The organism is Cypionkella sp. (assembly GCF_028290025.1).
Taxonomy (GTDB): Bacteria; Pseudomonadota; Alphaproteobacteria; order Rhodobacterales; family Rhodobacteraceae; genus Cypionkella.
Genome location: NZ_JAQGKQ010000034.1, coordinates 1 through 26,967, shown reverse-complemented (window position 1 = coordinate 26,967; position 26,967 = coordinate 1). Strand labels below are relative to the sequence as shown.

The following is a 26,967-nucleotide window of genomic DNA, read 5'->3' as shown; positions in this document are numbered from 1 at the left end:
GGCCGTTGTTGGTGAAGGGTGAACCTGGCACTGGCAAGACTGAGCTGGCGCGGCAGGTCGCACAGGCTTTGCACATGCCGCTGATTGAGTGGCATGTGAAGTCCACAACCAAGGCGCAACAGGGGCTTTATGAATACGACGCGGTCAGTCGTTTGCGTGACAGCCAGCTTGGCGAAGCCCGGGTGCATGACGTTAAGAATTACATCCGGCGCGGCAAGCTTTGGCAGGCGTTTGATGCCCCTGCCCGCGTCGTTTTGCTGATCGACGAGATCGACAAGGCCGATATCGAGTTTCCGAATGATCTGCTGCAAGAATTGGATCGGATGGAGTTTCATGTTTACGAGACCGGCGAAACCATCCGTGCGCTGCACAGGCCGGTTGTGATCATCACCTCGAACAACGAGAAAGAACTGCCGGACGCGTTTTTGCGCCGCTGTTTTTTTCACTACATCCGGTTCCCGGATGCAGATGTGTTGGCGGCTATCGTCAAGGTCCATTTTCCAGACATCAAGCCCGCGCTGCTGACCACCGCACTGACGCAGTTTTTTGAGATCCGCGAAACGCCGGGGCTGAAGAAAAAGCCATCAACTTCGGAAGTGTTGGATTGGCTGAAGCTGTTGTTGGCGGAAGACCTGTCGCCGGAAGATCTGAAGCGCGACGGCAAACACTCTTTGCCAAAGTTGCACGGCGCGTTGTTGAAAAACGAGCAGGACGTGCATCTGTTTGAGCGTTTGGCATTCATGGCCCGGGGTCAGCGCTAAGGGGCGCAGGGCTTTGCGTCACCTAGGTACATGCCGAGGCGCGAAGTTTGACGAAATAACGCCCCGGCTTGTTCACGAAGAATCAACAATTCGCAACGCCTGCGGTAGGTTAGCCTTAGTCTCGCCGCATTTAGGTAACGTAAGCTTGGTTTTCTGTAATATACTGTAACATTTAGCGATCTGTTTTGGGATTATATGGCGTATGCTGGCTTAGGAGCATCCATAGGTAGACTCGGGTGATAAATCGGGAATCCCAAAGATTGACATGATGCTGCCTACAAACCGACACTGCCCGCATGTTGTCTCGCCTTCAGACTGCGTTTCTTACTGCAATGAGCTTCAATGACTTACGGCCTACCCGGCGTTTTCAGCCCTCACCGCATTCACTGCGGCGGCAGGGGCGTTGGGGCTGCGCGATCGGTGATCTGCCATCGAACCCGTGTAGCAAGCTGCACTCGTGTAGCAAGCTGCACCCGTGCAGCAAGGGCTGAAGGTCATGCCGCCCTGTCACTGCTGACGGGAAAGCGATCGTTGTCGAGAGGACGCGCAGGATTGAAGGCAGGATCGCGGTGGGACGCGCGTTTTGCTTGCCGAACCGGGCTCCTCATCCTGACGCAACGGCTGGTCTGCTCCAGCATATGCGGTTTGGGATGACGGGTAACGGCGCGGCGGATATGCGGGCTTTGTACCGATCAGGCGATACTTTTAGAACCGATGCGGGGGCATTGGGGCTGAAAGGTCTGACCGGGGTTTGCGCGCGTCCCGCCACGCTTCGCCAACTGAAGACGGGCCGCTGCGGCCCTTGAAACCTTGTATGAATGGTCTGCCAGCCCATGCGCCTGTTGCCTTTGATTGCCGTTCTCGGCTTGTCCGCCTGTATGTCCGCGCCGCAAGCGCAGGTGTCCAAAAACTACACGGAAGCCAGCACGAATGGCTTGGGTCTGCCCGCGATGCAAAACTTTGCAGCGGTCGCAGCCACGCGCCCGACACGCTCTAATGCCGAGATTGCGCATGACTTCCTTAATCTGGAATTCCGCATGGAAAGCGGACGGGCGATTGCCAATTTCAGCCGCTTTGAGGGCCCGATTACCGTGCAGCTGAATGGCGATGTGCCAACCAGCGCCAATGCAGAAATGTCGCGTGTGATCAACCGCTTGCGAGACGAAGCTGGCCTGCCGATCAGCTTTGCCAAGGCTGGTGACAATCCGTCTATCACCATCGAATTCCAGCCACGCGCGCAGATGGTGAAGGTCGTGCCGATGGCCGCCTGTTTCGTGGTGCCGCGCGTGCAATCCTGGGCCGAGTATAAGGCCGAGCGCAATGGCCCGAAGGTCGATTGGACGACGATGACAAGCCGCGAACATGTGGCGATTTTCGTGCCATCGGACGCTGCGCCGCAAGAGATCCGAGATTGTTTGAACGAGGAAACCGCACAGGCTTTGGGGCCGCTGAACGATCTCTATCAACTGACGGATTCGGTGTTCAACGACGACAACTTCAACTCTGTGCTGACCGGTTCGGATATGCTGATGCTGCGGGTGCATTACGCGCCTGAACTGCGCAACGGCATGAATGAGGCGGAGGTTGCGAAATATGTGCCCGGCGTTTTGGCGCGGTTGAACCCGGCCGGCAATTTCAGCGGTCGCGATTTTGAGGAAATGGCACCACGGTCTTGGGTTGCGGCCGTGGAAGGCGCTTTTGGGCCGCGTGGAGGTTCAGCATCGCGTCTGCGGGCGTCCGATATGATGCTGTCGATAGCCCTGGCGCAGGGCTGGCACGACAGCCGTCTGGCGTTCAGCTACTACGCCAAGGGTCGCTCGATGGCATCTGCGCAACCTGCCGAGGCGGTGGCTGCGCTGTCAAAAGCTGCGGCGATCTATTGCAGTATCCCCGGCGCGCAAGTGCATGTGGCGCATGTTGATATGCAGTTGGCGGCGATTGCACTGGCGGCGGGGCAACCGGGACAGGCGATTGCCTTCTCTGACCGGGCTATTCCGGTGGCAAAGCGCGCCGAAAATGCGTCGTTGTTGGCGACCCTGATGCTAATCAAAGCCGAAGCGATGCAAAATACTGGCCGGGTCGATGAGGCCAAGGTGCTGCGTCTCGACAGTCTGGGCTGGGCGCGTTATGGCTTCGGCTCAGAGCGGCAAGTGCGGGCGCGGATGGCAGAGATTTCCAATCTCGGCGCGCAGGGCCGTCGCGGGTAGATTAGGGTCAGGTTGGCAGATTCTGCGGCCTGCCCCGACAAAAGGGGCAGGCCGTGATCGTTTTGGCAGGGTTGATAATCGGCGCGGTGTTGGGGGCGGTGAACGCTTTGCGACGCGGCGGGCGGAAAATGGATGCGCTGCAATATGGTGCGGCCTACGCGATCTTGCTCGGCCTGCTCGGGCTGTTCCTGACGATCTACTTGCATCGGACTTTGGCGAGCTAAGCATGTTTCTCCCCTTCTTTCAGGCTTTGCGGAAAGAGGGCGTGCCAGTCAGCCTGCGTGAATATCTGGCATTTCTCGAAGGTCTCGCGGCGGGTCTGGTAACCTACGACGCGACAGGGTTCTATCATCTTGGTCGGCTTACAATGGTTAAGGATGAGCGCCACATCGACCGCTATGATCGCGCATTTGCATTCTCTTTCAATGGCTTGGAAGCAGTTTCTGAAGCTGAGGTGCTGGATGCTTTGGACCTGCCCGCCGCTTGGTTGGAAAAACTGGCAGAAAAGCATTTGTCACCTGATGAGCGCGCAGCAGTTGAGGCATTGGGTGGCTTTGACAAACTGCTTGAGGCATTGAAGCAACGGTTGGCCGAGCAAAAGGGTCGCCATCAAGGTGGCAATAAATGGATCGGCACCGCGGGCACCTCACCGTTTGGGGCTTATGGCTATAATCCCGAAGGTGTGCGGATTGGGCAATCCGAAAGTCGCCATCAGCGCGCGGTCAAGGTTTGGGACAAGCGCGAGTTTCGCAACCTGGACGATCAGGTTGAGCTTGGCACGCGCAACATCAAAGTGGCGCTGCGACGGTTGCGAAAATGGGCGCGCAGTGGGGCGGCTGAGGAATTGGATCTCGACGGCACCATTCGCGCGACGGCTGAACAAGGTTGGCTGGATGTGCAACTGCGGGCTGAACGCAGAAACGCCGTCAAGGTGTTGATTTTCTTCGATATTGGTGGATCAATGGATCCCTACATCAAAGTGATGGAGGAGCTGTTTTCTGCGGCGCGCGCCGAGTTCAAGCATCTGGTGCCGTTTTACTTCCATAACTGTTTGTATGACGGCGTGTGGCGCGACAATGCCCGGCGCTGGAACGCACAGACCTCAACTTTTGAGGTACTGCGGACCTATGGCACCGATTATAAGTGTATTTTTGTCGGCGACGCCTCTATGAGCCCGTATGAGATTTTGCATCCGGGTGGTGCCTCCGAACATTGGAACGCCGAGAGCGGCCAGACGTGGCTGCAAAGGGCGTGTGACAGGTGGCCGAACCATCTCTGGATCAATCCGGTGCCTGAACAGCATTGGGGCTATACGCAGTCAATCGGATTGATCGGTCAGATCTTCGCAGGTCGTATGGTGCCGATGACGCTGGAAGGCATCAGCCGGGGTATTACAGCACTAAAATAACAGCATGTTGCGCATAAAAAAACGCCCCCGAAGGAGCGTTTTCTTGGATTTAAGAACGCCTTAAGCGCGATGTTTGCGACGACGCAAGGCCGCCAAGCCTGCCAGACCCAAAGCCATCAAGCCGCCCGCTGCCGGAACCGGAACTGCAGAGGTTTGCACCAGAGCGGTTTTCAAGATGATGCCGACATTGTCGCCGCCAGCGTTCTGGAACGACAAGGTTGTGCCGATCCCACCGACCGCAACGCCGAGAAAATCGGTGCCAAAGTTGGATTGATTGGCGACTTGGTCGTAAGCCAACGTGATGCTGCGGACGATTGAACCGAACGTGATGGTTACTGTATCACTGCCGCTGCGGTTGTTGCCGGAAATCTGGAACAGCACGTCGAAGACATTGTTGCTGAAGGTTTGTGCGGTTTCAAACAGGCCAGACTGGCCCGTGGAGCCGTCCAAATCGACGCAGTTTGATTGCCCGCTGCACAGGCCGGAAAACACGCCGGGAGGTGCGAGATAGTCAACGGTGCCGCCGGAAACCTTCCAGTTGCCGTTGAAAACGCTGTCTGGGGCATTCAGGACATCACCGGGTCCGTAACTGGAGAAATCGTCTTGGAACAGGATTACAGGAGCTGCGCTAAGCGGCGCGGCTGCAAACATGGCAAGAACAAGGCTAGCAATAATTGTTTTCATGGGGAATCCCTCTCTGTGCGCAGATTAGTGCCTAATAAATACCACAATTATTTGTGTTGCCAAGCGGGAAACTTTTTCAGTTACTGCTCGCGAAACTAATTCGCCTTGAGCGCAACTACTGTATCTTATGCGGACACAATGCCTTCAAAAGGCCATACTTCGCTCTCTCAAGACCCCGACGAGGTCAATTCTCGGCCTCCTATACGTCGATCTGATCGGTAACAAAGCACGAAGGAAGGCCGGGTGTGCGTCCATTCGGCTTCGCAGTATTGCACCATGACACACCCTGCCCCATATCAGCGGTATGTTGAAATTTCTCCCCATCATACTGGCGCTTGGCTACGGCTTGTTGATGCTGTATTTTTCGGTTTGGCGCACCAAGAAAATGCTGGCCGAGCAAAGCCAGCCGTTGCGCGACCCTGCCCTGCTGGCTTTGGCGCAGAAGATGGCGGTGGCGTTGGAGTTGCCGCAGATCAAGGTGAATGTATATCAGATCGCGGCGGTGAATGGGCTCGCCGCACCAGATGGGCAGATATATCTGACGCAGGGGTTTCTTGACCGTAAAGCGGCGGGCAGCGTGTCGGATGCCGAGCTTGCAAGCGTGATTGCGCATGAGTTGGGGCATGTGGCTTTGGGCCATACAAGGCGGCGGATGATCGATTTTACAGGGCAAAACGCAGTGGTCGTGATGCTGTCAGCGGTGCTCAGCCGGTTTTTGCCGGGGATCGGCGTGCTGATCGCCAACATGATCTCGGGCGTGCTGATGGCGCATTTGTCGCGGCGCGATGAGTTTGAGGCGGATGCCTATGCGGCGGCTTTGTTGGTTAAGGCGGGGATTGGCACGGGCCCACAGGTGTCGCTGTTTCGCAAGCTAAGCGCGCTGACCGGGGCTGCAGGGGCCGGCGCGCCGGCTTGGCTGCTGAGCCATCCCAAAACCGACGACCGTATCGCCGCGATTGAGGCGATGGCGGCGCGTTGGGAGAGTGCCGTTTAGCGTTTTGCTGCGCTTGCACGGGCGTGCCGAATTTGCCATGCTCGGCTGAACAGCAAGGATGCCAGCATGTCGCTAGACGCTCCGCCAGTTCAGTATCTGAACCTTGATCCGCAGTTATACGTCCGTGACGATGTGTTCCAGCAAGAGCGCCGGGATATTTTTGCGCGTAGTTGGCAGTTTATGGGGCCAGCGCGCGCGGTTGCCGAGGCAGGGCAGTATCTCGCCATCGACATCGCGGGCACGCCGGTGTTTGCGATCCGTGGGCGGGATGGCGCGCTGCGCGGCTTCAAGAATGTCTGTCGGCATCGCGGCGCGAAGCTTTTGGCGGATGGCGCGGGTTCGTGCGGATTGATCGTTTGCCCCTATCACAAATGGAGTTTCGCCGATACCGGGCGGCTGGTGCAAGCGCCGTGGTATGGCAAAGACCCGGCGATTATTCCCGAGGATTGGCCGCTGGAAGCAGTGCAAATCGACGAATGGCGCGGGCTGTTGTTCGCCAGTCTGGACCCGTCGCAAACTCTGTTGGAGCAGTTGGGCGCACTGCCGGATGAGTTAGCCGACGAGCCGATGGAGAATTATACGGCCACCGATACCGCCACGGTCAGCTTTGATGCGAACTGGAAAATTTACACCGACAATTTCGTTGAGGGCTACCATATCCCCGGCACCCACCCGAGCTTTTACGCCGCGATTGAATTTGAGGCGTTTGAGACCTCGGCGCATGAGGGCTATGTCAAGATGACCGCGCCGCCGAAACCGGGGCTGTTTTATCGCGGTAAATGGCTGTGGATGTGGCCGAACTGGACGCTCAGCCTGTTTGATGGCGGCATGAATGTCAGCCGGATCAACCCCACCTCGACGCATCATACCGATCAGCAGTATCATTTCTTCTTCGCGGATACCTCGGCGGAGGCCGCTGAAACACGGGCGAAATCGGTGGATGGTACGCTTGCCGTGGTTAAGGAAGATTACACCATCTGCGCTGAGACGCACCGGAATTACGCTGCCGGAGCTTATTCTTCAGGGCCGCTGAGCGGTTACCATGAGAAGGGTGTGCAGTATTTCCAAACCCGCGTGGCGCAGGCTTTGGGGCGCGGTTAGGTCATCATCGCCTTCGCCAAACGCGGCAGTTGCGCGCGTTTCAGCAGGGATTTCAGCGGGATAGGCGCGCCGTGCATCGCTTCGGCGGTGGCGTGAACTTGCGCTACGACCTCCGCCACCACTTCAGGGTGAAACGACCACAGCTGCCAGAGCAGGCCATCGGGGTCGCGGCGCTCTATACCTTCTTCGGCAAGGATATGGCGCGGGAAATCCTGTGCGTTGAAGGTGACAATGCAATCGGCATGGCCCGCGATGGCTACCGCCAGCACATGCACATCATCGGGGTCGGGCAGCAGCAGCCGGGCCTCTAGCCCCGGTTGCTCGCGCACTTGGCCTTTCGGGAAGGTCGCGCGCATCAGGATGGCGTCGGTTTCGGCTTGGGCCTGCGCTGCGGGGCCGAGTTTGGCCGTGGCGCGCGTCCATTCGCGCAGGATGCGATCAGACCAAAGCGCCTCGTAAAGCCCCTTTGCCGCGACGCCGAGCAGGATTTCCCGCAAGACCGTGGGGTATATCACGCAGGCGTCAAGGACGGCTTTCATAGCGGTTTGCGTTTAAATTGCATCGAAAAGCGCCCGAAGAACTGGGCGCTTTCCAATTTGCCTTGACCATCCGAAACGCAAACCACTTTAATCAAGCCGGAAGAACAGGGCTTTCAGATAACCGCTTTCCGCCAGTTGCGGCAGCATGGGGTGGTCTGGGCCAGCAAACCCGGTGTGGAGCAGTTGACCGCGACGGCCGCCGCGACCGATACCGCGCGCGCTGGCGTTGCGGAACGATGCAAGGTCGGCGGCGTGGCTGCATGAGCACAAAACCAAGTAGCCGCCGGGGGCTACCAGTGGTGCGGCAAGGCGGGCGATACGCTCATACGCGCGCAGGCCAGCTTCCAAAGCGGGTTTAGCGGGGGCAAAGGCGGGCGGGTCGCAGATCACCAGATCGAATGTGGCGCGTTCTGCACCCAAAGACTCCAGAACTTCAAACGCATCACCTTGGCGGGTGGCAAAGCGATCGGCAAAGCCGGAAGCGAGCGCGCCCTGCCCTGCCAGCGCCAAAGCTGGGGCCGAGGCATCAACCGCCAGCACCGAAGCCGCACCATTGGCCAAAGCCGCAAGGCCAAAGCCGCCGACATGCGCGAACATATCCAGCACGCGTGCATCCTTAGCAAAGCCAGCCGCGAAAGCATGGTTCGGGCGTTGGTCGAAAAACAGCCCGGTTTTCTGGCCACCAGTGACATCAGCCAGATAGATTGCGCCGTTCATCGGCACTTGGATCGGGGCTGTAACCCCGCCTGCTAACACCAGATTTTCCTCGTTCAGCCCTTCCAGACCGCGCGAGCGTCCGGTGGCGTTTTTCACGACTGTTGAAACACCCGTCACCGCCTGCAATGCCGCAACCAGCACGTCAAGATGCGTCTCGGCCCAAGCGGCGTTGGGCTGAATCACCGCCACATCGCCGAAACGGTCAATGACGATGCCAGGAAGACCATCAGCTTCGGCATGAACGAGACGGTAGAACGGCTTATCATAGAGACGGTCGCGCAAGCTGAACGCTCGGGTAAGTTTGGCCTCAAACCACGCCTGATCGAGTTCGACTTCGGGGTTGCGATCCAGCATCCGCGCGATGATCTTGGAGTTGGTGTTGACGGTGACCAGCCCCAGATCACGGCGATCCGCATCGACCAAAATCGCCAACGCGCCGGGAGCGAGGTTATTGGTGCGACGGTCCGTCACCAATTCATCGGCATAGACCCACGGGAAGCCATGCCGCAACGCGCGGGCCTCGGCTTTGGGGCGCAGGCGCACGACGGGATAGCGGCGCGCTACGGTTTCAGGACCGGACTCGGCGTCATCGGAAGTATTCGGGGCGGGGGAATGCGAAATGGGGGAGCTCATGCCCCCCCATACTAAGATATCTCGGCTGTGAAAAGCCCTGCGATTGTTGAAGAGGCGTGTGGCGGAGCCTTATTGCAGGCTCGCCAACTGCGCCGGGGTGCCGTCAAACCGCGTCACCATCGCATCAGCAGGCAGCACGGTGACCGGAGCCGACAGCTCACGCCGGATCACTTCGGCCAAACGCTCGGTCACCACGACTTTCTGGGTGCGGCCGGCTTGCTCTTCAGCCACAGCGCGGGCACCACCGGCGCCTTTGACGTCAGCCACAATCAGGCGTGGGCCTTGCACGATGGCCCCGGTCGTAGCATCGCGCACCGTCATCATAAAGTGCAGCGAGTGCACGCCGCCAATGGTGTAGCGGGTTTTCTCGGTCAGGCAGTGAAAGCGCACGATTTCCAGATCAACCACGACAGCCTCGCCGCTGTGCATGGTAGCGGTGCTGCGGGCAGCGGCGGTATCAAAGATCGCCTTCACCTGCGCATAACGATCGCCCGGCACATCGCCGCGCCAGACGATATCGGCGGAAGGATGGAAGGTATTGGCCTCCGACACGCGCAGCGAAGGCGGCACCGAGACATTCACTGCCTTCACGTCATATTCGGATTGCAAAATCGCTGGCCCACGCCCTGAAGGTTGCGGCAGTTGCGAGGCTTCCGATACACCAAGCGAGACTTGGTTTTGCGTCGACATCGTGGTCTGCGCGCAGGCCGAAAGACCCAAGGCCAGCACCAAGATGGAAATCGAAGTGATCTTCATAGCGTTATCCCTTTGGTGGCCCAAGAGCTTTGTTAGGCTTGGCTTGGACCAGACTGGCTTTTGCGTTAACCAAATAAAGCGCGACAAATGTGGCGGGTTTTTGGTGAAGTTGTCGCAAAAGCAAGGTATGATGCGGCTGCTTTGACGACAAAGGGCGCGCCGAGCCGATACTGCGTCCTGCACGGCCATTTTCCGCCAAACCAAGCGACCGCGGCGAAAACAAGGGAAGTTCAGCGGGAGATTGGGTTGTTAGCGCTAACGGCGTCTGTTATATTCAGACGATGCAGCTTTCTTGCCAGCCTGAGGTGCCCATGTCTTTGAACTCCACCATTGATCGCGTCACCGACCGCATTCGAGAGCGGTCTAAGCAGACGCGCGGCGATTATCTGGCTCGGATGGCGGCAGCGGTGGCGCAGGGTCCGGCGCGCGGGCATTTGGCTTGCGGCAACCAAGCCCATGCCTATGCAGCGACTGGGATTGACAAAGAAGCTCTGGCGGCGGCGCGCAGCCCGAATATCGGCATCATTACCGCCTACAACGATATGCTTTCGGCGCATCAGCCGTATGAGGATTATCCCAAACTGATCCGGGAGGCCGCGCGCCGCGTGGGTGCTACGGCACAGGTTGCGGGCGGTGTGCCTGCGATGTGTGATGGGGTGACCCAAGGTCAGGTCGGGATGGAGCTGTCGCTGTTCTCGCGCGATGTGATCGCTTTGGCGGCAGGCATCGGTTTGTCGCACAACACGTTTGATGCGGCGCTGTTCTTGGGCGTCTGTGACAAGATCGTCCCCGGTCTGGTGATGGCTGCAGCGGCATTTGGCCATATTCCGGCAGTGTTCGTGCCTGCGGGGCCGATGACGTCGGGGCTGCCGAATGACGAAAAATCGAAAGTGCGCAATGCGTTTGCCACAGGGGAAGTTGGCCGCGATGTGCTGATGGCCGCCGAGATGGCAAGCTATCATGGCCCCGGCACCTGCACGTTTTACGGCACCGCCAACACCAATCAGATGCTGATGGAGTTTATGGGGCTGCATCTGCCGGGGGCTTCGTTCGTCAACCCCAACACGCCGTTGCGCGAGGCTTTGACCACCCATGCGGTTGAACGTGCTGCCGCGATCACCGCCTTGGGCAATGATTTCCGTCCGGCTGGCGAGGTGTTGGACGAGCGCGCCTATGTCAACGGTCTGGTCGGGCTGATGGCGACGGGCGGCTCGACGAATTTGGTGCTGCATCTGCCTGCGATGGCGCGGGCTTCGGGTGTGCTGCTCGATCTCGGCGATTTCGATGAGATCAGCCAAGCCGTGCCGCTGATGGCCAAGGTTTATCCAAATGGGCTGGCAGACGTGAACCATTTCCACGCGGCGGGCGGTTTGGGCTATATGATCGGGCAGTTATTGGATCATGGCTTGCTGCATGGTGATGCGAAAACTGTGGCGGGCGAAGGCTTGCGGCATTACCGGTCTGAACCGAAGCTGCTCGACGGGCAATTGGTTTGGCAACCGGGGTCTAATCACACGCTCAACGACAAAATCCTGCGGCCAGCGGCCGATCCGTTTCAGGCGACGGGTGGCTTGCGGCAGTTGTCGGGCAATCTTGGGCGCGGCGTGATTAAGGTTTCTGCCGTGGCACCCGAGCGGCATATCATTGAAGCGCCTTGCCGAATTTTCCACGACCAGAACGACGTGAAAGCGGCGTTCAAGGCAGGCGAGTTCACCTCGGACACCGTCGTTGTGGTGCGCTTTCAAGGGCCGCAAGCCAATGGGATGCCGGAACTGCATAGCCTGACGCCGATGCTGTCGGTGTGTCAGGATCGCGGTTTGAAGATGGCGCTGGTGACGGATGGCCGGATGTCGGGCGCGTCGGGCCGCGTGCCTGCGGCGATCCATGTCTCACCCGAGGCTGCGAAGGGCGGGCCGCTTGCGCGTCTGCGTGATGGCGATATTGTGCGGTTGGATGCGGTGGCGGGCACGCTTTCGGTGCTGGCGGCTGATTTTGAGGCGCGCGAGCCAGTGACTGCCGATCTCTCCGCCAACCGTCACGGCATGGGTCGCGAGTTGTTTGAGGCGTTCCGGCGCACCGTTGGCACTTCGGAAACCGGCGCTGCTGTGGTTATCTAAGTTTAGCCTCCGGCGGGCATATTTAAGCAGAGAGGATGCTACTTAGCTTGGTCATCCTCTCTGCTTAAATATCCCCGCCGGAGGCTCTTATCTTTCAACCTGCCCCGCATGATGGGGATGGAGTCAAAATGAACCCCACCGAACAATCTCGCCTTGCTGCCGAAATCTGTCGCCTTGCACCAGTGGTGCCGGTGTTGGTGGTTGACGATCTCGCCCATGCCAAACTTCTGGCCGAGGCTTTGGTCAAGGGCGGTTTGCCCGCTTTGGAGGTCACCCTACGCACGGCTTGCGCGCTGGATGCGATCCGCGCGATGGCAGAGGTGCCGGGTGGCGTGGTGGGTGCTGGCACTTTGCTGACGCCAGCGGATGTGAAGGCGGCTAAGGCTGCGGGGGCGAAATTTGGCGTGTCACCGGGGGCGACGGAGCGTTTGTTGGACGCCTGTGCTGAGTATGAACTACCGCTGCTGCCGGGGGCTGCCACGGCGTCCGAGGTGATGGCGCTGCTGGAAAAGGGCTATACCGTGCAGAAGTTCTTCCCCGCCGAGCAAGCCGGTGGTGCGGCTTATCTGAAATCCATCGGCTCGCCTATTCCGCAAGTTTCTTTCTGCCCAACCGGCGGCATCAGTCTGAAAAATGCGCGGGATTATCTTGGGCTGAAGAATATTCTGTGTGTTGGCGGCTCGTGGGTTGCGCCGAAAGAGGCGATGGCCAAGGGCGATTGGGCGACGATCACCGCGCTTGCGGCAGAGGCTGTGCGCTTGCGTTAAAGCGTTGCGGACGGCCCCATTCTCCAAGCCGCCCCGGCCTTGAGCCGGGGCCTCACCTTATGTCAAGGACCAGAGGCCCCTGATCAAGTCCGGGGCGGCTTGGATTGGCAGCCTTAGGGATTAGAGGCAAACCGCGCCGCGCGACCGCCCCGGCGTTTGGGGTGCTCGGGGGCGGTTAAAGCCTCGGTCAACACTTTGGTCATTGGGTGATCGGGGTTCGGGATGCCGTAATGCGCCAGCAGCGCCCGGATATAGTCGGGCGTATTTACCACCGCAGGCAGACTGAGCACCCAGTCGATGAAGATCTGGCCGCATTCGCCATAGCTGATGCCGTCGATGTTGTAGCTTTCGCGCACCAACCCTTTCGGGTCTGCTTCTGACAAGTCCACTGCGCGTCTCCCCATGCGTCACCCTTTCAGATGGCTTGAAATCACCTGCTCGGCAAGCGCTGCTTTGCGTTCCAGACGCTCGGTCAACGCGTTGCTGCCAGCTTCGGTTTCAACCGCCCCTGCCTCACGCAAAAGAAAGGCCCGCCCGCCGATGCCCAAGGTGGCAGGGTCGAGCGGTTTGTCCGACAGCAGTTTGCTCGCCGCCTGCATTTGCCAGCACAGCCTATAGGCGTCGAGCAGTGCCGACTGATCCGAATGCGACAGTTTACCCGTGGTTTCGCCCGCAGCGATCTGACGTTCCACCCCGCGCGCCGGGCTTGCGGCTTGCAGAGCCACGGTTTGCGCCAGAAGTTCAATGTCCATCATGCGCCCCGCGCCAAACTTGGCGTCCCAGCCGCCCGCACCCGGTTTCGCCTCGGCCAGACGGGCGCGCATTTCAGCGACGTCGCGCAAGACTGTTGGCCCCTGACCTTTGCTGGCGATGATTTCACGGCGGAACTTCTCTACCTCGGCGGCCAAAGTTGGTTCGCCCACAAGCACGCGCGCACGGGTCAGGGCGAGATGCTCCCATGTCCAAGCCTCATTGGTTTGGTAGTTGCGGAAACTCTCAATCGAAGTCGCAACCGGGCCTTGCCGACCCGAGGGGCGCAGGCGCACATCGACCTCGTAAAGTCGCCCTTCCGACATTTGCGCCGACAAAGCCGTGACCATGGCTTGCGTCAGGCGGGCGTAATAGGGGCGTGCGGCGAGCGGGCGTTTGCCGTCAGAGTTTTCCACCCCGGCGGCATCGTAGATCATAATCAGATCAAGGTCGGACCCGGCATTCAGCCGCCCCGCGCCCAAGCTGCCCATCCCCAGCACCACCGCACCCCGCCCCGGTGCCGCGCCATGCTTGCCCGCAAAATCCGTGCAGACCACTGGCCACAGCGCGGCAATCACCGCCTCGGCGAGGTCGGCGTATTGCTTTCCGGCTTCAAAGCCATCAATCAGCCCACGCAAATGGTGCACGCCGATGCGGAAGTGCCATTCTTTCATCCAGCGCCGGGCGGCATCGAGTTTGCGCTCGTAATCCGGCAGATCGTCGAGGCGTTTAAAGAGTTCTGCCGTCAGCACCGCTTTGGTGGGCCAAGCGGCGAAGAACGTACCGCCGATCACCGCATCGAGCACGCTTGCGTTGCGCGACAGGTAGCGGGCCAAGGCGGGCGAGGTTCCCGCGATGTCGATGATCAGATCGACCAGCGAAGGATTGGCCTCAAACAGCGAGAAGATTTGTACGCCCGAAGGCAGTCCTGCGAGGAAGCCATCGAGTGCGACGAGGGCCTCATCGGGGTTGGCGGCGCGGTTCAGGCGGGTCAGCAATACCGGGCGCAGGCGCAGGAAAATCGCTTGGGCGCGGTCAGAGCGAAGGGCTGGGTAGCTGCTCCACGCTTGGACGATTTTACTGGCGTGATCGGACAGTTCTGGGCCTGCCTCAACAGCGCTTGGGGCGAAGAAGCCTTCGGTCAGACGATCCGTGCGCGCCAGACGATCGAGCAGGCCCGCGCGGAAGGTGGCATCGTCCTGGCCACAGAACGCTGCGATTCGGGCGATGCCTTCGGGCGTCGTTGGCAGGTTGTGGGTTTGCTCGTCGTTCACCATTTGAATGCGGTGCTCTAGCTCGCGGTGCTGGGTGTAGAGCGCCGAGAGTTCGCGGGCGACGTCCAGCGGTAGCCAATCTTTCGCGGCAAGCGCGTTCAGGCCGCCCAATGTGGTGCGATCGCGCAAGCTGACATCGCGGCCGCCGGCGATCAGTTGGCGGGTTTGAGTGAAGAACTCAATCTCGCGGATGCCGCCTTGGCCGAGCTTCATGTTATGGCCCTCAACCATCACAGCGCCATTCAAGCCGCGATGTTCGCGGATGCGCAGGCGCATGTCGTGAGCGTCTTGGATGGCGGCAAAGTCGAGGTGTTTGCGCCAGACGAAGGGAGTCAGCGCCTTCAGAAAGCGGTTGCCAGCGGCAATATCGCCACCACAGGGTCGGGCTTTGATATAGGCGGCACGCTCCCATGTGCGGCCTTGCGCTTCGTAATAGGTTTCCGCGGCGGCCATCGAGAGGCAAACCGGCATCACGGAAGCATCCGGGCGCAGGCGCAGATCGGTGCGGAAAACGTAGCCTTCCGAGGTGATATCCGACAGCATCACCGCCATTTTGCGGGTGACACGGATGAAAGCGGCGCGGGCGTCTTGCCAGTCGTCGCCGTAGCGGTCCTGATCGAACAAGCAGATCAGGTCGATGTCAGAAGAGTAATTCAACTCGCCCGCGCCCATCTTGCCCATCGCAAGGCTGACCATGCCGCCAGCGGTTAGCGCATCATCCGGGGTGGCACCGGGCAGCTTGCCACGGCGGATTTCCTCGGCCACCAAGCGTTGCATTGCAAGGTTAACGGCGCGGTCGGCGAGGTCGGTCAACGCCCCCGTCACCTGCATCAGCGACCACACGCCGCCAAGGTCAGCGAGGGCCGTCAGCAAAGCCGCGCGACGTTTGGCTTGGCGCAGGGCGGTCGGCAAGGCGTCAAGCGGCACATCGTTTAGAGCCACCAAGATCGCATTGAACGCGGTTTCGGGTGAGAGGGTTAAGGCCACGCGCAGCCAACCCGCCTCGCGCAGCATCAGGGCTTTGAGGTATGGGCTGCATCCGGCGGTATTGGCGAGCAAACCGCGCAAGCCCGGTGCAAGATCGGCAAAGCTGGTGGCAATATCGGCAGCCTGATCGCGGTCATATGCGATGGGCTGGCGGGTTTGGCGGGCGGCGAAGGTCTTACTCATGCGGCTAATTTGCGGCGTGGTGCGGGCGGGGTCAACCTTGGCCTTGCTTAAAGCGTGAGGGTCTATTCGCAAAGCCCTGGGTTTTTGCAGTCGTGCCATAGGGGCCGCCGTTTGTTCATCGACGCTACATGTCTCTATTCGTCGGCCTAAGCGGAATTTAGCGCGAATGTGGCGTGCGACCAATCTGATGTAAATATCTTTAACATGCCACTTGAAAGCAGAGCCAAGACTCCGCATCTTGTCTCATGTGAAAGACATTCACATCGAACAAAATCGACCAATTTAACCGCAACCCGGGAGTCCGCCGATGAATACCAGTTCGACCACCGCCCCTTACTCTGGCGGAGTCTTCTCTGTGCTACGCCGCGCCCAAGCTTGGCTTGACGACAAGGGCAAAGGTGCCTGGCTCGCTGCTATGGTGCTTGGGTTCATTTTTGTCTGGCCCGTCGGCCTTGGCCTATTGGCCTATATGATCTGGAGCAAACGCATGTTTAACCGTTCTAGCTGCGCGGAACGCCGCGCCCGTCATCAAGCGAACTGGGGCCAACGTGGCCATTGGGGTACATCCTCTATGCGCTCGTCGGGTAACGCAGCTTTTGATGCATACAAGACTGATATGCTGCGCCGCTTGGAAGACGAGCAAACCGCGTTCGAATCGTTCTTGCAACGCCTGCGTGAGGCCAAGGATAAGTCGGAATTCGACAACTTCATGGAAGAGCGCGCCCGTGCGGCTTCCACGCCTGCTGCTGCCGCACCGAGCAACGGTGATGTGACGCGGTCCGGCGAATACTGAGCCCGACTATCTGACTGACTGCCACAAAGCCCTCCGGTGCGCCGGGGGGCTTTCGCTTTGCGAATTATGTCGTGTTAACTTCAAAGTGATTGCCCCGGTGACCCGGCGTTGCCTTGCTAGGAGGGCATTGGCTTGCTAGGGTATCTGCACCCTCACTCGTAGCCTTTGAGATTATGCGCCACACCCTGCCGATTGCGCCCCAATTCTATGTGACAGCTCCGCAACCCTGCCCCTATCTAGAGGGCCGGATGGAGCGGAAGCTGTTTACGGCCTTGCAGGGTGATCAGGCGCAACGGTTGAATGACTCGCTGTCCAAGCAGGGGTTCCGGCGTAGCCAAAATGTGCTGTATCGGCCGTCCTGTGCGGAATGTTCGGCGTGTTTGTCAGCGCGGATCAGGGTGGCGGATTTCAAGCCAAATCGCACCCAGCGCAAGATTATGAAACACGCGGCCCATCTGCGGCGCAATGCGACCAGCCCTTGGGCCACTGAAGATCAGTTCACCCTATTTCGCCGCTATCTTGACGTCCGCCACGCGGATGGGGGCATGGCGGATATGGACGTGTTCGAGTTTGCCGCGATGATTGAGGAAACCCCGATCAAAAGCCGGGTGATCGAATATACGCGGGCGGCGGGTCCGGGAGAGCGTGGTCGGCCACTGTCTTGCGTCGCGTTGACGGACGTTTTCGATGATGGGCTGTCGATGGTCTACAGCTTTTACGACCCGGATTTGGTGCATCTATCCTTGGGCACCTTCGCGATTTTGGATCATATCGCGATCGCGCGGGAGGCGGGCTTGCCTTATGTCTACCTTGGCTATTGGGTGCCGGGCAGTCGGAAGATGGGCTACAAGGCCGGGTTCAACGCGCTGGAAATCTTCAAGCACGGCGCCTGGCAGGATATTGGTGATCCTGCCGATCATCGCGCAGAACTGCATCCCTTGTCGGTCGATCCGATTGCCGAGCAGGTGGCTCGGATCTCGCTGCCCGAGGTGCGGATTGGGCCGCGCGATTAGGAAAGGTCGAGTCCACGCGTGGACGGAGTTTTTTCTCAACTAAATCAACGAGACTCTGGCGTTCTTCAGGATATGTTAGGGATTGCAACCGTTACGGGGCGGCTAGGATTTTTTGTGCACCAGATCGGTTTCAGGTCGATTTAGCGATCCCAGGTTTCGACTCAGTTGGAAAACTCCGGTGATGCGCAGGTCATAATAGCTAATATTGCGGCAAAGAAGCGTATTTCGCAATTAAAGTACAAAAAACGCACCTCCAGCGACACAAATCTTGTCGATTTGCGGTTGACGGCCCTGCCCTGCCGCCATAGTTTCCCCTACGAAGCAGATGGAGGTCGGAATGCGCAGCATTCTAGTAGTCGTAAGGATAAAGCGCATGGGCCGGTAACGGTTTGACCATCAGGTTTCCCATGCGCCCCCGAGTAACCTCCGGGGGCTTTTTGTTGACCACACGGGCATAAGCCCGGACTTCTATTGACCAAGGGCCATCAGGGCCAAACTTAGGATAAGATCATGACGCGTCAGATGACCGGAGCAAGAATGGTGGTTCAAGCCCTGAAGGATCAGGGTGTTGAAGTCGTATTTGGCTATCCGGGCGGTGCGGTGTTACCGATCTATGACGAGATTTTCCAGCAGAACGACATTCGGCATATTCTGGTGCGCCACGAACAGGGCGCGATCCATATGGCCGAAGGTTATGCACGCTCCACTGGTAAGGTTGGCGTGGCGCTGGTGACTTCCGGTCCGGGGGCGACCAATGCGGTGACCGGGTTGACCGATGCGTTGCTCGATAGCATCCCGCTGGTGGTGCTTTCGGGTCAGGTGCCGACCTTTATGATCGGCACCGATGCGTTCCAAGAGGCTGATACCATTGGCATTACCCGGCCCTGCACCAAACACAACTGGCTGGTGAAGGACACTGACAAGCTGTCGGAAACCATTCATCAGGCGTTTCATGTGGCCTCGCATGGTCGCCCCGGCCCGGTGCTGATCGACATTCCCAAGGACGTGCAATTCGCCACGGGCACTTACACGCCGAAGGAGGCCACGCGCGTTTCGCATTACCAGCCGCGCGTGAAGGGTGATAGCGAAGCCATCGCTGCGATGGTTGCGCTGATGGAGACCGCTGAACGTCCGGTGTTTTACACTGGCGGCGGCGTGATCAACTCTGGCGTGAAGGCCAGTCAGTTGCTGCGCGAATTTGTGGCGGCGACCGGATTTCCGATCACTTCGACCCTGATGGGTTTGGGGGCTTATCCGGCGAGCGGCACCGCTTGGCTGGGTATGCTCGGGATGCACGGGCTTTATGAGGCCAACCTCGCGATGCACGGTTGCGATCTGATGATCAACATCGGCGCGCGGTTTGATGACCGGATCACCGGGCGCATCCCGGATTTCTCGCCTAACTCTAAGAAGGTGCATGTCGATATTGATCCCTCATCCATCAATAAGGTGATCCGGGTTGATGTGGGCGTTGTCGGCGATATCGCGAACGTGCTGGAGGAGGCGCTGGCGCTGTGGAAATCGCGTGGGTCCGTGGTGAACAAAGACGGGCTGGCGAAGTGGTGGAAGCAGATTGCCGAATGGCGAGCGGTGAAATGCCTGACCTACAACGGCTCCACCAAGGTGATCAAACCGCAGTATGCGTTGGAGCGGTTGGAAGCTCTGACCAAAGGCATGGACCGTTATATCACCACCGAAGTTGGCCAGCATCAGATGTGGGCTGCGCAGTATCTCGGCTTTGAAGCGCCGAACCGTTGGATGACTTCCGGCGGTTTGGGCACGATGGGCTATGGCCTGCCTGCGTCAATTGGCGTGCAGATTGCGCATCCTGATAGCCTCGTGATCAACGTCGCGGGTGAGGCTTCGTGGTTGATGAACATGCAGGAAATGGGCACGGCGATGCAGTTCCGCGCGCCGGTCAAGCAGTTCATCCTGAACAACGAGCGGCTGGGGATGGTGCGGCAGTGGCAAGAATTGCTGCATGGTGAGCGGTATTCGCAAAGCTGGTCGGAAAGCCTGCCGGACTTTGTGAAATTGGCGGAAGCCTTTGGTTGCAGGGGGATACAGGTGACGGACCCTGCCGATCTGGATGATGCGATCATGGAGATGATCAGATATGATGGGCCGTTCATTTTCGATTGCCGGGTTGAGAAGCACGAGAATTGCTTCCCGATGATCCCGTCGGGGCGGCCGCATAACGAGATGCTGTTGGGCGATGCGGACACCCAAGGTGTCATCAAAGCGGCGGGCGCGGTTTTGGTTTGAGAATTTGAAAATGGAGATAGAAACATGACAAATCCTGAAAAACCCATGCAAGTGGTTGTTCCGGCTGGTATTAAATTCAACTTCAATGACTACACACGCGAAGCCCTTGGACTGGTTTTATTGAGAGCTGTTCAGCTTCAAGGAAAACTGCTCGACGAGGCAACAACAAGCTCAGAATGGCGAAAGATTGTTTATAAGTCAGTCTTCGTAGACACTACGACGCATAATCAAGAAGGGACCGGGTCCAAGGACGAGGCAGACATATTTGCTGCGAACAAATTGCTGTCCCAGATACTTGGAGTGTCAAATTAATGTCTCCGCTAAACATCAAGAAAAGCGCGTCCAGCCATTCGGCCTATGAGTTGCGCGACCCGAACGCGCCGGTGATTGAGACGCATACTTTGGCGGTGATCGTCGAGAACGAGCCGGGGGTTTTGGCCCGCGTGATCGGGTTGTTCTCGGGGCGCGGTTATAACATCGACAGCTTGACGGTGGCCGAGGTCGATCACAACAGCCATCGCAGCCGGATTACCGTTGTGACGACGGGCACGCCGCAAGTGATCGTGCAGATCAAGGCGCAACTGGCCCGCATGGTGCCAGTGTATGAGGTGCATGATCTGACAGTCGAGGGGCCATCGGTGCAGCGCGAACTCGCGTTGATGAAGGTGGCGGGCAAAGGTGAGGCGCGGATTGAGGCTTTGCGTTTGGCCGAGATTTTCCGCGCGCATGTGGTGGATTCGACGCTGGAAAGCTTTGTGTTCGAGATGACCGGGACGCCGGAAAAGATCGACTCGTTTGCCGAACTGATGCGGCCTTTGGGGTTGCGGGAAATGGCGCGGACGGGTGTGGCGGCTTTGTCGCGCGGGCTGTGAACGCTTGAACCGATCAAGGTTGCGCGACACGTTCGCGCAGCCCATATGCGCCACCGTCGATCTGGCCTATAGCTGGGGGTGAACTCGGAGGCGGCGATGATTATTGAATTTGGACATTTCACGCTTGTGCTGGCCTTTATGGTCGCGCTGGTGCAATCGACGTTGCCGCTTTGGGGCGCGTATCGGCGCGACGCACGGTTGATGGCGGTGGCGGATCCTGCGGCGGTGGTGCAGTTTTTGCTGATCGGTGCTAGCTTTGCGGCGTTAACCTATGGCTTTGTAACCTCGGATTTCTCGCTGAAACTGGTGGTAGAAAACTCGCATACCGCGAAGCCGCTGCTATATAAATTTGCCGGCGTCTGGGGCAACCATGAGGGCAGTTTGCTGCTGTGGGTGCTGATTTTGGCGGCGTTTGGCGCTTGTGCGGTGTGGTTTGGCGGCAATCTGCCCGAGCGGTTGAAGGCGCGAGTGTTGGCGGTGCAGGGCTCGATTGGCGTGGCGTTCATGGCGTTCATGCTGCTGACCTCTAACCCGTTCGTGCGGCTGGAAAATCCGCCGATGAATGGGCATGATCTTAATCCGTTGCTGCAAGACCCCGGTTTGGCGTTTCATCCGCCGTTTTTGTATCTCGGCTATGTCGGGCTTTCGATGAGCTTTTCGTTTGCGATTGCGGCGTTGCTGGAGGGTCGCGTTGATGCGGCTTGGGGGCGTTGGGTGCGGCCTTGGACGCTGGCGGCATGGATTTTCCTGACCATCGGCATCGCGATGGGGTCGTGGTGGGCTTATTATGAACTCGGCTGGGGTGGGTTCTGGTTTTGGGACCCGGTGGAGAATGCGAGTTTCATGCCTTGGCTGATCTCGGCGGCTTTGTTGCATTCGGCTATTGTGGTGGAGAAGCGGGAAAGCCTGAAAGCGTGGACGGTTTTGCTGGCGATTTTGGCGTTCGGGTTCAGCCTGACGGGCACGTTTATCGTGCGTTCGGGGGTGATCACCAGCGTTCATGCCTTCGCCAATGATCCGGCGCGAGGAGTGTTTATTCTCGGTATCCTTGGCTTCTTCATGGGTGGCGCGCTGCTGTTGTTTGCGTTCCGCGCCAGTGTGTTAGAGGCTAAAGGCGTGTTTGCGATGGTCAGCCGGGAAACCGCGTTGGTGGCGAATAATCTTCTGCTCGCGGTGTCAGCGTTTGTTGTGTTCACCGGCACGATATGGCCGCTGATTGCGGAACTGGTGTTTGCCCGCAAGCTGTCAGTCGGGCCGCCGTTCTTTGATGCAGCGTTCACACCGTTTATGGTGGCGCTGGCGATTATACTTCCCGTGGGGGCGATGTTGCCGTGGAAGCGGGCGGAAATCAGGCGTGCAATCCGGCCCTTGCGCGGGGCGTTGGTGCTGGCTTTGGCGGTTGGGCTGCTGGTTTATGCGGTGCAGACGGGGAAATCTGCGCTCGGTCCGGTGGGCGCTGCTTTGGGCGCTTGGGTTGTGATGGGCGCAGCGATTGATCTTTGGCAGCGGTTGGGGCGCGGTTCTGTTGGTGATCGGCTAAGCCGTTTGACCCGCCTGCCCCGCGCCGATCTGGGCAAGTTTTTCGCGCATTCCGGCATGGGGGTGACGATCTTTGCCGTGGCCGCAATGACGGCTTGGGTGACGGAAGATATCCGCACCGTGAAGATCGGCGAGACGTTTGCTCTGGGCAGTTATGACGTGACTTTGGCTGCGGTGAACAAGGTTGAGGGGCCGAATTACCACTCGTTGATGGCGGATATGATCGTGCGCAAGGGCGGCGTGCAGGTGGCGAGTTTGCATCCTGAAAAGCGGATGTATCCGGTGGCGGGGATGCCGACGACCGAGGCTGCGATTGATCAAGGCGTGTTTCGCGACCTGTATCTGGTGGTTGGTGATGCGCAGGACGATGGCGGCTATGCGGTGCGCAGCTATATCAAACCCTTCGCCAACTGGATTTGGGGCGGCGCATTGCTGATGGCTTTGGGCGGCATTCTAAGCCTGACGGATCGGCGGTTTCGGGTGGCTGCGGGTGCGCGGCGGTCTGAGGTTGTTGCGGTGGCTGCGGAATGATGCGCGGCTTTATCCTTGCGTTGGTGCTGGTGGCCTCGCCTGCGTTTGCGGTGCAGCCCGATGAAATGCTGACCGATCCGGGGCTAGAGGCGCGAGCGCGGGCGATCTCGCAAAATCTGCGCTGCCCGGTGTGTCAGGGCGAGGATATTGACGATTCCAACGCGCCGATCAGCCGGGATTTGCGGATCGCGGTGCGCGAGCGTCTGGTTGCGGGCGATAGCGATGCTCAGGTGGTCGATTATGTGGTTGCGCGCTACGGCGAATTTGTCCTGTTTAAACCGCGGGTTGAAGGCTCAAGTTGGCTTTTGTGGCTGGCCGGGCCGCTGATGCTGCTGGCAGGTGTCGGGATTGCGGTTGCGACGACGCGCAAGCGGGCTGTGGCCGCCGAGGCCGAAGGTTTGTCGGACGCTGACAAGACGCGGTTGGCGCAACTGCTGGAAAAGTGACGCGGGGTTTCGCTGGTCCAGTCGCCCTGCCCTGCTAGTCTGACGGCTATTCGGGGGGCTGCGATGTATCAGACGATTGGCTATGAAATTGAAGCGGGCGTGGCGGTGATCACGCTTGATCGCCCCGAGGTGATGAACGCGCTTTCGACGCTTTTGCGGGCGGAAATGCTGCAAGCGGTGCTGCGCGCCGAGGCCGAAGCGCGGGTTTTGGTGATCACGGGGGCAGGTCGAGCGTTTTGTTCGGGGCAGGATTTGGGCGATGCGGCGGATGGCATCGGCGGCGTGCTCGATCTGGAGCGGGTGCTGAACGAGGAATATGTGCCGCTGTTGAAGGCGATCACAGATTGCCAGATCCCGACGATTTCGGCGGTTAATGGCGCGGCTGCCGGGGCTGGCGCGAATTTGGCGCTGGCGGCGGATGTGGTGATTGCGAGCGAAAGTGCCTCTTTCATTCAGGCGTTTACCCGGATTGGCTTGGTGCCGGATGCGGGCGGAAGTTACTGGTTGCCGCGCCAGATTGGCTTGGCCCGCGCGATGGGGTCAATTTTGTTCGCCGATAAGGTCAGCGCAAAGCAGGCTGCTGATTGGGGGATGATCTATGAAACCTTGCCAGATCAAGGGTTTAACGCGCATTGGCAGGCAAGGGCTTTGAGTTTAGCGAACGGGCCGACGCTGGCTTATCGCGGGGTTAAGATTGCGCTGCGGGCCTCATTTGGCAATGATCTGGATCAACAGTTGGCATTGGAGGCGCGGTTGCAGGGCGTGTGCGGCGCTACGGAAGATTTCCGCGAGGGCGTTGCGGCGTTTTTGGAAAAGCGCGCAGCAAAGTTTAGGGGTAAGTGACCCGGGCGTCTGAGCCATTCGCAGTTTCATCTCAAATACAACTGCGTGAGGTATGGGTGTTTGATGGCAGGAGCCTCCGGCGGGGATATTTATGCCAAGATGAAAGCCCTTCAGCGGGTACCACCAGAAGGAGCAGGGCCGCGGGGGGTGCGCGACAATCTCATTCTCGTTTGAACGATCGCCCTTCCGTTCTTGCCGAGACGGTAAGGCACTATGCGAGGCATCGCAAATAACTGTAGGAGTGTCCGCGAGACAGTCCGATTGTTGCACCAAAGGAGAAACCCATGCTCAACACGATTCTAATCGGCGCGCCGATTGATGAAGGCCAGCGCCGCCCCGGTTGCGTGATGGGGCCTGCCGCGTATCGGGTGGCGGGGTTGGTGCATGCGATCCGCGAAGCGGGTCATCGCGTCGAAGATTGGGGCGATATGGCGCTGCCGGAATTACGGGATGTAAGTTGCCCGAACCCGGTGGTGCACAGTCTGGCGGAGATTTTGGCTTGGACGGAAGTGCTGTCGGCGAAGGTCGATGATGCGCTTTCGCAGGGTGGTTTGCCGATTGTGCTGGGCGGCGATCACGCTTTGGCGTTGGGCTCGGTTGCAGGGGCTGCGAGTTACGCGGCGCGGGTAGATCGGCCGTTGTTTTTGCTGTGGCTGGATGCGCATTCGGATTTCCACACCCCGCTTTCGACGCAAAGCGGCAATCTGCATGGTACTCCGGTGGCTTATATCGCCGGGCGAGAGGGGTTTGAGGCGTTTCCGCCATTTCCCGCACCGATCCCGGCCTCGAGGATATGTCTCTATGGCATCCGCTCGGTGGATGCGGCGGAACATGCCGCGCTGCTGGAACATGACATTGAGATCAAGGACATGCGGGTTCTGGATGAGCGTGGGATAGTGGCACCCTTGCGGGAATTTCTCGATATGGTGCGCGATGCGGGCGGAATGCTGCATGTGTCGCTGGATGTGGATTTTCTAGACCCGTCGATTGCGCCTGCGGTTGGCACCACGGTTCCGGGTGGGACGACGTTCCGCGAGGCGCATCTGGTGATGGAATTGCTGCACGAATGCAGCCTTGTGACCTCACTGGATCTGGTCGAGTTGAACCCGTTTCTGGATGAACGCGGCCGCACCGCCAAGCTGATGGTGGATCTGGTCGCCAGTTTGATGGGGCGCAAAGTGTTCGACCGACCGACGCGGAGTTTCTGATTAAGATGCTTGGCTAACTGTGGTCGGGGTCGTGGTAAGCGTGCCGCCCACCTTGCCAATCGGTGATCTGGTAGCCATCATCTGCGACTTCGACGTATCCGGGACCAATGGGGACTTTGCCAAATCCTCCGGGGATATCAAGCACATATGTGGGTAGGCCAATGCCGGACAATCGCCCGCGCAACTGGGCCATGATGGTTTGGCCCGCCGCAATCGTGGTGCGAAAATGGCTGGTGCCGCGCGCTAGATCGCAGTGATGCAGGTAATACGGCGTCACGCGGTTGCGCAGCAGGGTGCGGAACAGCGTCTCCAAGGTGGCGGCGTTGTCGTTGATGCCTTTGAGCAGCACGGTTTGCGACAGCAGCGGGATGCCAGCCTCGGCGAGGTTTTTCAGCGCGGTCTGGGCGGCGGGAGTGATTTCCTGCGCGTGGTTGGTGTGCAGCACGAGGTAAGTCGTCGGCCTCGCGCGCAACGCCGCGATCATTTCGGGCGTGATGCGGGCGGGGCTGACCACCGGCACGCGGGTGTGAAAGCGGATGATTTCGACATGCGGGATGGCGGACAGCCGCTGCATAAGGGCGGTGAGCCGACGCGGTGACAGCACCAACGGGTCGCCGCCGGTCAGGATAACCTCCCATATCGCGGGGGTGGCGGCGATATAATTGAGCGCGGCTTCCAGATCAGCCTCGGGCAAAGCGCCCTCCTCACCGACGGCTTCGCGGCGGAAGCAGAAGCGGCAGTAGACCTCGCAGGTGCGGGTGACGGCTAAGATGACGCGGTCGGGATAGCGGTGGGTCAGGCCGGGGGTGGGACTGTAGGTGACATCACCGATTGGGTCGTGAAGTTCCTCGGGGCGGATGGTTAACTCAGCCGTATCGGGCAGGAATTGACGGGCGATCGGATCATCCTTGGCGGTGATCGCGCTGTGCATTTCGCCCGAGATGCGGATGCGGAAAGCCTCGGCGACCGGGGCCAATTCGCGGGCATGTTCAGCAGGCACCAGCCCGGTCGCGACGAGTTCGGAAATCTGGGTCAGGGCAGGCTTTTTCATCACGCTCCGGGGCTTTCGCGGCTTGGCTTATCTCCGCTGAACCCACAAAACGCAAGGCCAGTTTGGCCCCATCGCCTTGCACTCCACGGCTCGAATGGTGTAGAAACGGCACATCAATATCTAGACCTCGGCAGCAAGGCGGCGTTACGTGAGCGATACCCCGGAAACCCCTGATAACACAGACGATAAACCGATCCGTATGCACCATGATGGCCCGCAGATCGACATCGCCGCCGAGATGAAAACCGCCTATCTCGATTACGCGATGAGCGTGATCGTTTCGAGGGCGATCCCTGACCTGCGTGACGGTCTGAAACCTGTGCATCGGCGTATTTTGTTTGCGATGCACGAGGTCGGTAACACGCCGGACAAGCCGTATCGCAAGTCCTCGCGACCCGTCGCCGATACGATGGGCAAATATCACCCGCATGGCGACAGTGCTATTTATGACGCGCTGGTGCGGATGGCGCAGCCGTTTTCGATGTCGCTGGTGCTGCTCGATGGTCAGGGCAATTTCGGCTCGATGGA

26 protein-coding genes are annotated in these 26,967 nt (G+C 59.3%); 19 read left to right on the top strand and 7 right to left on the bottom strand.

Annotated features, from left to right (window positions below; translation table 11 throughout):
• From JWS10_RS04405 to JWS10_RS04385, 5 genes are all read left to right on the top strand, one after another.
• The coding region (locus JWS10_RS04405; protein ID WP_299505153.1) for a MoxR family ATPase at window positions 1-761 on the top strand (761 nt) is incomplete at its 5' end.
• A 650-nt stretch (window positions 762-1,411) separates the two neighbouring features.
• Window positions 1,412-1,567, top strand: a complete 156-nt coding sequence (locus JWS10_RS04400) for a hypothetical protein (protein WP_299478048.1) — start codon at window positions 1,412-1,414, stop codon at window positions 1,565-1,567.
• 93 nt (window positions 1,568-1,660) lie between these two features.
• Window positions 1,661-2,968 carry a DUF2927 domain-containing protein gene (locus JWS10_RS04395; protein ID WP_299505152.1) on the top strand — a complete coding sequence of 436 codons (1,308 nt, stop codon included), beginning with the start codon at window positions 1,661-1,663 and terminating at the stop codon, window positions 2,966-2,968.
• Window positions 2,969-3,021: 53 nt separating this feature from the next.
• Window positions 3,022-3,192 (top strand): hypothetical protein, encoded by a 171-nt coding sequence (locus JWS10_RS04390; protein WP_299478042.1) that lies wholly within the window; start codon window positions 3,022-3,024, stop codon window positions 3,190-3,192.
• A gap of 2 nt (window positions 3,193-3,194) precedes the next feature.
• Entirely contained in the window at window positions 3,195-4,376 is a 1,182-nt protein-coding gene (locus tag JWS10_RS04385) for a VWA domain-containing protein (protein WP_299505150.1), read from the top strand.
• 60 nt (window positions 4,377-4,436) lie between these two features.
• Here the strand turns inward: JWS10_RS04385 and JWS10_RS04380 are convergent, their stop codons facing one another.
• Window positions 4,437-5,060, bottom strand: coding sequence for a VPLPA-CTERM sorting domain-containing protein (locus JWS10_RS04380; protein ID WP_299505149.1), 624 nt, complete (start codon window positions 5,058-5,060; stop codon window positions 4,437-4,439).
• 304 nt (window positions 5,061-5,364) lie between these two features.
• Here JWS10_RS04380 and JWS10_RS04375 point away from each other — a divergent pair, with 304 nt between their 5' ends.
• Both JWS10_RS04375 and JWS10_RS04370 read left to right on the top strand, forming a co-directional pair.
• Window positions 5,365-6,054 (top strand): M48 family metallopeptidase, encoded by a 690-nt coding sequence (locus JWS10_RS04375; protein ID WP_299505147.1) that lies wholly within the window; start codon window positions 5,365-5,367, stop codon window positions 6,052-6,054.
• A gap of 66 nt (window positions 6,055-6,120) precedes the next feature.
• The gene (locus JWS10_RS04370; RefSeq protein ID WP_299505146.1) at window positions 6,121-7,155 is read left to right on the top strand and encodes an aromatic ring-hydroxylating dioxygenase subunit alpha; all 1,035 of its coding nucleotides are present in this window, start codon (window positions 6,121-6,123) and stop codon (window positions 7,153-7,155) included.
• Here the strand turns inward: JWS10_RS04370 and JWS10_RS04365 are convergent.
• From JWS10_RS04365 to JWS10_RS04355, 3 genes are all read right to left on the bottom strand, one after another.
• A complete protein-coding gene (locus JWS10_RS04365; protein ID WP_299505145.1) occupies window positions 7,152-7,694 on the bottom strand; it encodes an RSP_2648 family PIN domain-containing protein in 543 nt (180 codons plus the stop codon). The genes JWS10_RS04370 and JWS10_RS04365 overlap by 4 nt on opposite strands.
• A gap of 87 nt (window positions 7,695-7,781) precedes the next feature.
• Complete coding sequence (locus JWS10_RS04360; protein WP_299505144.1) at window positions 7,782-9,044, bottom strand: RSP_2647 family RNA methyltransferase; 1,263 nt, start codon at window positions 9,042-9,044, stop codon at window positions 7,782-7,784.
• Window positions 9,045-9,113: 69 nt separating this feature from the next.
• Window positions 9,114-9,800 (bottom strand): DUF6778 family protein, encoded by a 687-nt coding sequence (locus tag JWS10_RS04355; RefSeq protein WP_299478021.1) that lies wholly within the window; start codon window positions 9,798-9,800, stop codon window positions 9,114-9,116.
• Window positions 9,801-10,111: 311 nt separating this feature from the next.
• On the opposite strand from JWS10_RS04355, the gene edd reads away from it, so the two are divergent.
• Both edd and eda read left to right on the top strand, forming a co-directional pair.
• Window positions 10,112-11,917 (top strand): phosphogluconate dehydratase, encoded by a 1,806-nt coding sequence (gene edd, locus JWS10_RS04350; RefSeq protein WP_299505143.1) that lies wholly within the window; start codon window positions 10,112-10,114, stop codon window positions 11,915-11,917.
• A 128-nt stretch (window positions 11,918-12,045) separates the two neighbouring features.
• Complete coding sequence (eda, locus tag JWS10_RS04345) at window positions 12,046-12,684, top strand: bifunctional 4-hydroxy-2-oxoglutarate aldolase/2-dehydro-3-deoxy-phosphogluconate aldolase (protein WP_299505141.1); 639 nt, start codon at window positions 12,046-12,048, stop codon at window positions 12,682-12,684.
• 113 nt (window positions 12,685-12,797) lie between these two features.
• Here the strand turns inward: eda and JWS10_RS04340 are convergent, their stop codons facing one another.
• Window positions 12,798-13,073 (bottom strand): hypothetical protein, encoded by a 276-nt coding sequence (locus JWS10_RS04340; RefSeq protein ID WP_299478011.1) that lies wholly within the window; start codon window positions 13,071-13,073, stop codon window positions 12,798-12,800.
• Window positions 13,074-13,091: 18 nt separating this feature from the next.
• Entirely contained in the window at window positions 13,092-15,878 is a 2,787-nt protein-coding gene (locus JWS10_RS04335; protein WP_299505156.1) for a glutamine-synthetase adenylyltransferase, read from the bottom strand.
• Between the two features lie 307 nt (window positions 15,879-16,185).
• Here JWS10_RS04335 and JWS10_RS04330 point away from each other — a divergent pair, with 307 nt between their 5' ends.
• The 9 genes from JWS10_RS04330 to rocF all read left to right on the top strand — a co-directional run bounded on the left by JWS10_RS04330 (window position 16,186) and on the right by rocF (window position 25,388).
• Window positions 16,186-16,671: a DUF2852 domain-containing protein gene (locus JWS10_RS04330; RefSeq protein WP_299505139.1), complete on the top strand. Its 486-nt coding sequence runs from the start codon at window positions 16,186-16,188 to the stop codon at window positions 16,669-16,671.
• 173 nt (window positions 16,672-16,844) lie between these two features.
• Entirely contained in the window at window positions 16,845-17,684 is an 840-nt protein-coding gene (locus JWS10_RS04325; RefSeq protein WP_299478002.1) for an arginyltransferase, read from the top strand.
• 510 nt (window positions 17,685-18,194) lie between these two features.
• Window positions 18,195-19,949: an acetolactate synthase 3 large subunit gene (locus JWS10_RS04320; RefSeq protein WP_299505136.1), complete on the top strand. Its 1,755-nt coding sequence runs from the start codon at window positions 18,195-18,197 to the stop codon at window positions 19,947-19,949.
• Window positions 19,950-19,973: 24 nt separating this feature from the next.
• On the top strand, window positions 19,974-20,261 hold the full coding sequence (locus JWS10_RS04315; protein WP_299505134.1) for a hypothetical protein: 288 nt from the start codon (window positions 19,974-19,976) through the stop codon (window positions 20,259-20,261).
• Window positions 20,261-20,821 carry an acetolactate synthase small subunit gene (gene ilvN, locus JWS10_RS04310; protein WP_299505132.1) on the top strand — a complete coding sequence of 187 codons (561 nt, stop codon included), beginning with the start codon at window positions 20,261-20,263 and terminating at the stop codon, window positions 20,819-20,821. The genes JWS10_RS04315 and ilvN overlap by 1 nt, the downstream gene beginning before the upstream one ends.
• A gap of 96 nt (window positions 20,822-20,917) precedes the next feature.
• Entirely contained in the window at window positions 20,918-22,891 is a 1,974-nt protein-coding gene (locus JWS10_RS04305; protein ID WP_299505131.1) for a heme lyase CcmF/NrfE family subunit, read from the top strand.
• On the top strand, window positions 22,891-23,337 hold the full coding sequence (locus JWS10_RS04300; protein WP_299505155.1) for a cytochrome c-type biogenesis protein: 447 nt from the start codon (window positions 22,891-22,893) through the stop codon (window positions 23,335-23,337). Before JWS10_RS04305 ends, JWS10_RS04300 begins: the two co-directional genes overlap by 1 nt.
• Window positions 23,338-23,400: 63 nt before the next feature.
• Window positions 23,401-24,180 (top strand): enoyl-CoA hydratase-related protein, encoded by a 780-nt coding sequence (locus tag JWS10_RS04295; protein WP_299505128.1) that lies wholly within the window; start codon window positions 23,401-23,403, stop codon window positions 24,178-24,180.
• A 284-nt stretch (window positions 24,181-24,464) separates the two neighbouring features.
• Window positions 24,465-25,388, top strand: a complete 924-nt coding sequence (rocF, locus tag JWS10_RS04290; protein ID WP_299505126.1) for an arginase — start codon at window positions 24,465-24,467, stop codon at window positions 25,386-25,388.
• Between the two features lie 13 nt (window positions 25,389-25,401).
• On the opposite strand, the gene JWS10_RS04285 is transcribed toward rocF, so the two are convergent.
• On the bottom strand, window positions 25,402-26,439 hold the full coding sequence (locus JWS10_RS04285) for a lysine-2,3-aminomutase-like protein (protein ID WP_299505124.1): 1,038 nt from the start codon (window positions 26,437-26,439) through the stop codon (window positions 25,402-25,404).
• A gap of 148 nt (window positions 26,440-26,587) precedes the next feature.
• Here JWS10_RS04285 and JWS10_RS04280 point away from each other — a divergent pair.
• Window positions 26,588-26,967, top strand: a 380-nt coding sequence (locus JWS10_RS04280; RefSeq protein WP_299505122.1) for a DNA gyrase subunit A, incomplete at its 3' end; no start/stop codon positions are given.

Bases quoted from the DNA above. Each gene is read 5' to 3' on its own strand.
- JWS10_RS04400 (WP_299478048.1), top strand. From the start codon at position 1,412: ATGACGGGTAACGGCGCGGCGGATATGCGGGCTTTGTACCGATCAGGC.
- JWS10_RS04385 (WP_299505150.1), top strand. From the start codon at position 3,195: ATGTTTCTCCCCTTCTTTCAGGCTTTGCGGAAAGAGGGCGTGCCAGTC.
- JWS10_RS04380 (WP_299505149.1), bottom strand. From the start codon at position 5,060: ATGAAAACAATTATTGCTAGCCTTGTTCTTGCCATGTTTGCAGCCGCG.
- JWS10_RS04375 (WP_299505147.1), top strand. From the start codon at position 5,365: ATGTTGAAATTTCTCCCCATCATACTGGCGCTTGGCTACGGCTTGTTG.
- JWS10_RS04370 (WP_299505146.1), top strand. From the start codon at position 6,121: ATGTCGCTAGACGCTCCGCCAGTTCAGTATCTGAACCTTGATCCGCAG.
- JWS10_RS04365 (WP_299505145.1), bottom strand. From the start codon at position 7,694: ATGAAAGCCGTCCTTGACGCCTGCGTGATATACCCCACGGTCTTGCGG.
- JWS10_RS04360 (WP_299505144.1), bottom strand. From the start codon at position 9,044: ATGAGCTCCCCCATTTCGCATTCCCCCGCCCCGAATACTTCCGATGAC.
- JWS10_RS04355 (WP_299478021.1), bottom strand. From the start codon at position 9,800: ATGAAGATCACTTCGATTTCCATCTTGGTGCTGGCCTTGGGTCTTTCG.
- edd (WP_299505143.1), top strand. From the start codon at position 10,112: ATGTCTTTGAACTCCACCATTGATCGCGTCACCGACCGCATTCGAGAG.
- eda (WP_299505141.1), top strand. From the start codon at position 12,046: ATGAACCCCACCGAACAATCTCGCCTTGCTGCCGAAATCTGTCGCCTT.
- JWS10_RS04335 (WP_299505156.1), bottom strand. From the start codon at position 15,878: ATGAGTAAGACCTTCGCCGCCCGCCAAACCCGCCAGCCCATCGCATAT.
- JWS10_RS04330 (WP_299505139.1), top strand. From the start codon at position 16,186: ATGAATACCAGTTCGACCACCGCCCCTTACTCTGGCGGAGTCTTCTCT.
- JWS10_RS04325 (WP_299478002.1), top strand. From the start codon at position 16,845: ATGCGCCACACCCTGCCGATTGCGCCCCAATTCTATGTGACAGCTCCG.
- JWS10_RS04320 (WP_299505136.1), top strand. From the start codon at position 18,195: ATGACGCGTCAGATGACCGGAGCAAGAATGGTGGTTCAAGCCCTGAAG.
- JWS10_RS04315 (WP_299505134.1), top strand. From the start codon at position 19,974: ATGACAAATCCTGAAAAACCCATGCAAGTGGTTGTTCCGGCTGGTATT.
- ilvN (WP_299505132.1), top strand. From the start codon at position 20,261: ATGTCTCCGCTAAACATCAAGAAAAGCGCGTCCAGCCATTCGGCCTAT.
- JWS10_RS04305 (WP_299505131.1), top strand. From the start codon at position 20,918: ATGATTATTGAATTTGGACATTTCACGCTTGTGCTGGCCTTTATGGTC.
- JWS10_RS04300 (WP_299505155.1), top strand. From the start codon at position 22,891: ATGCGCGGCTTTATCCTTGCGTTGGTGCTGGTGGCCTCGCCTGCGTTT.
- JWS10_RS04295 (WP_299505128.1), top strand. From the start codon at position 23,401: ATGTATCAGACGATTGGCTATGAAATTGAAGCGGGCGTGGCGGTGATC.
- rocF (WP_299505126.1), top strand. From the start codon at position 24,465: ATGCTCAACACGATTCTAATCGGCGCGCCGATTGATGAAGGCCAGCGC.
- JWS10_RS04285 (WP_299505124.1), bottom strand. From the start codon at position 26,439: ATGAAAAAGCCTGCCCTGACCCAGATTTCCGAACTCGTCGCGACCGGG.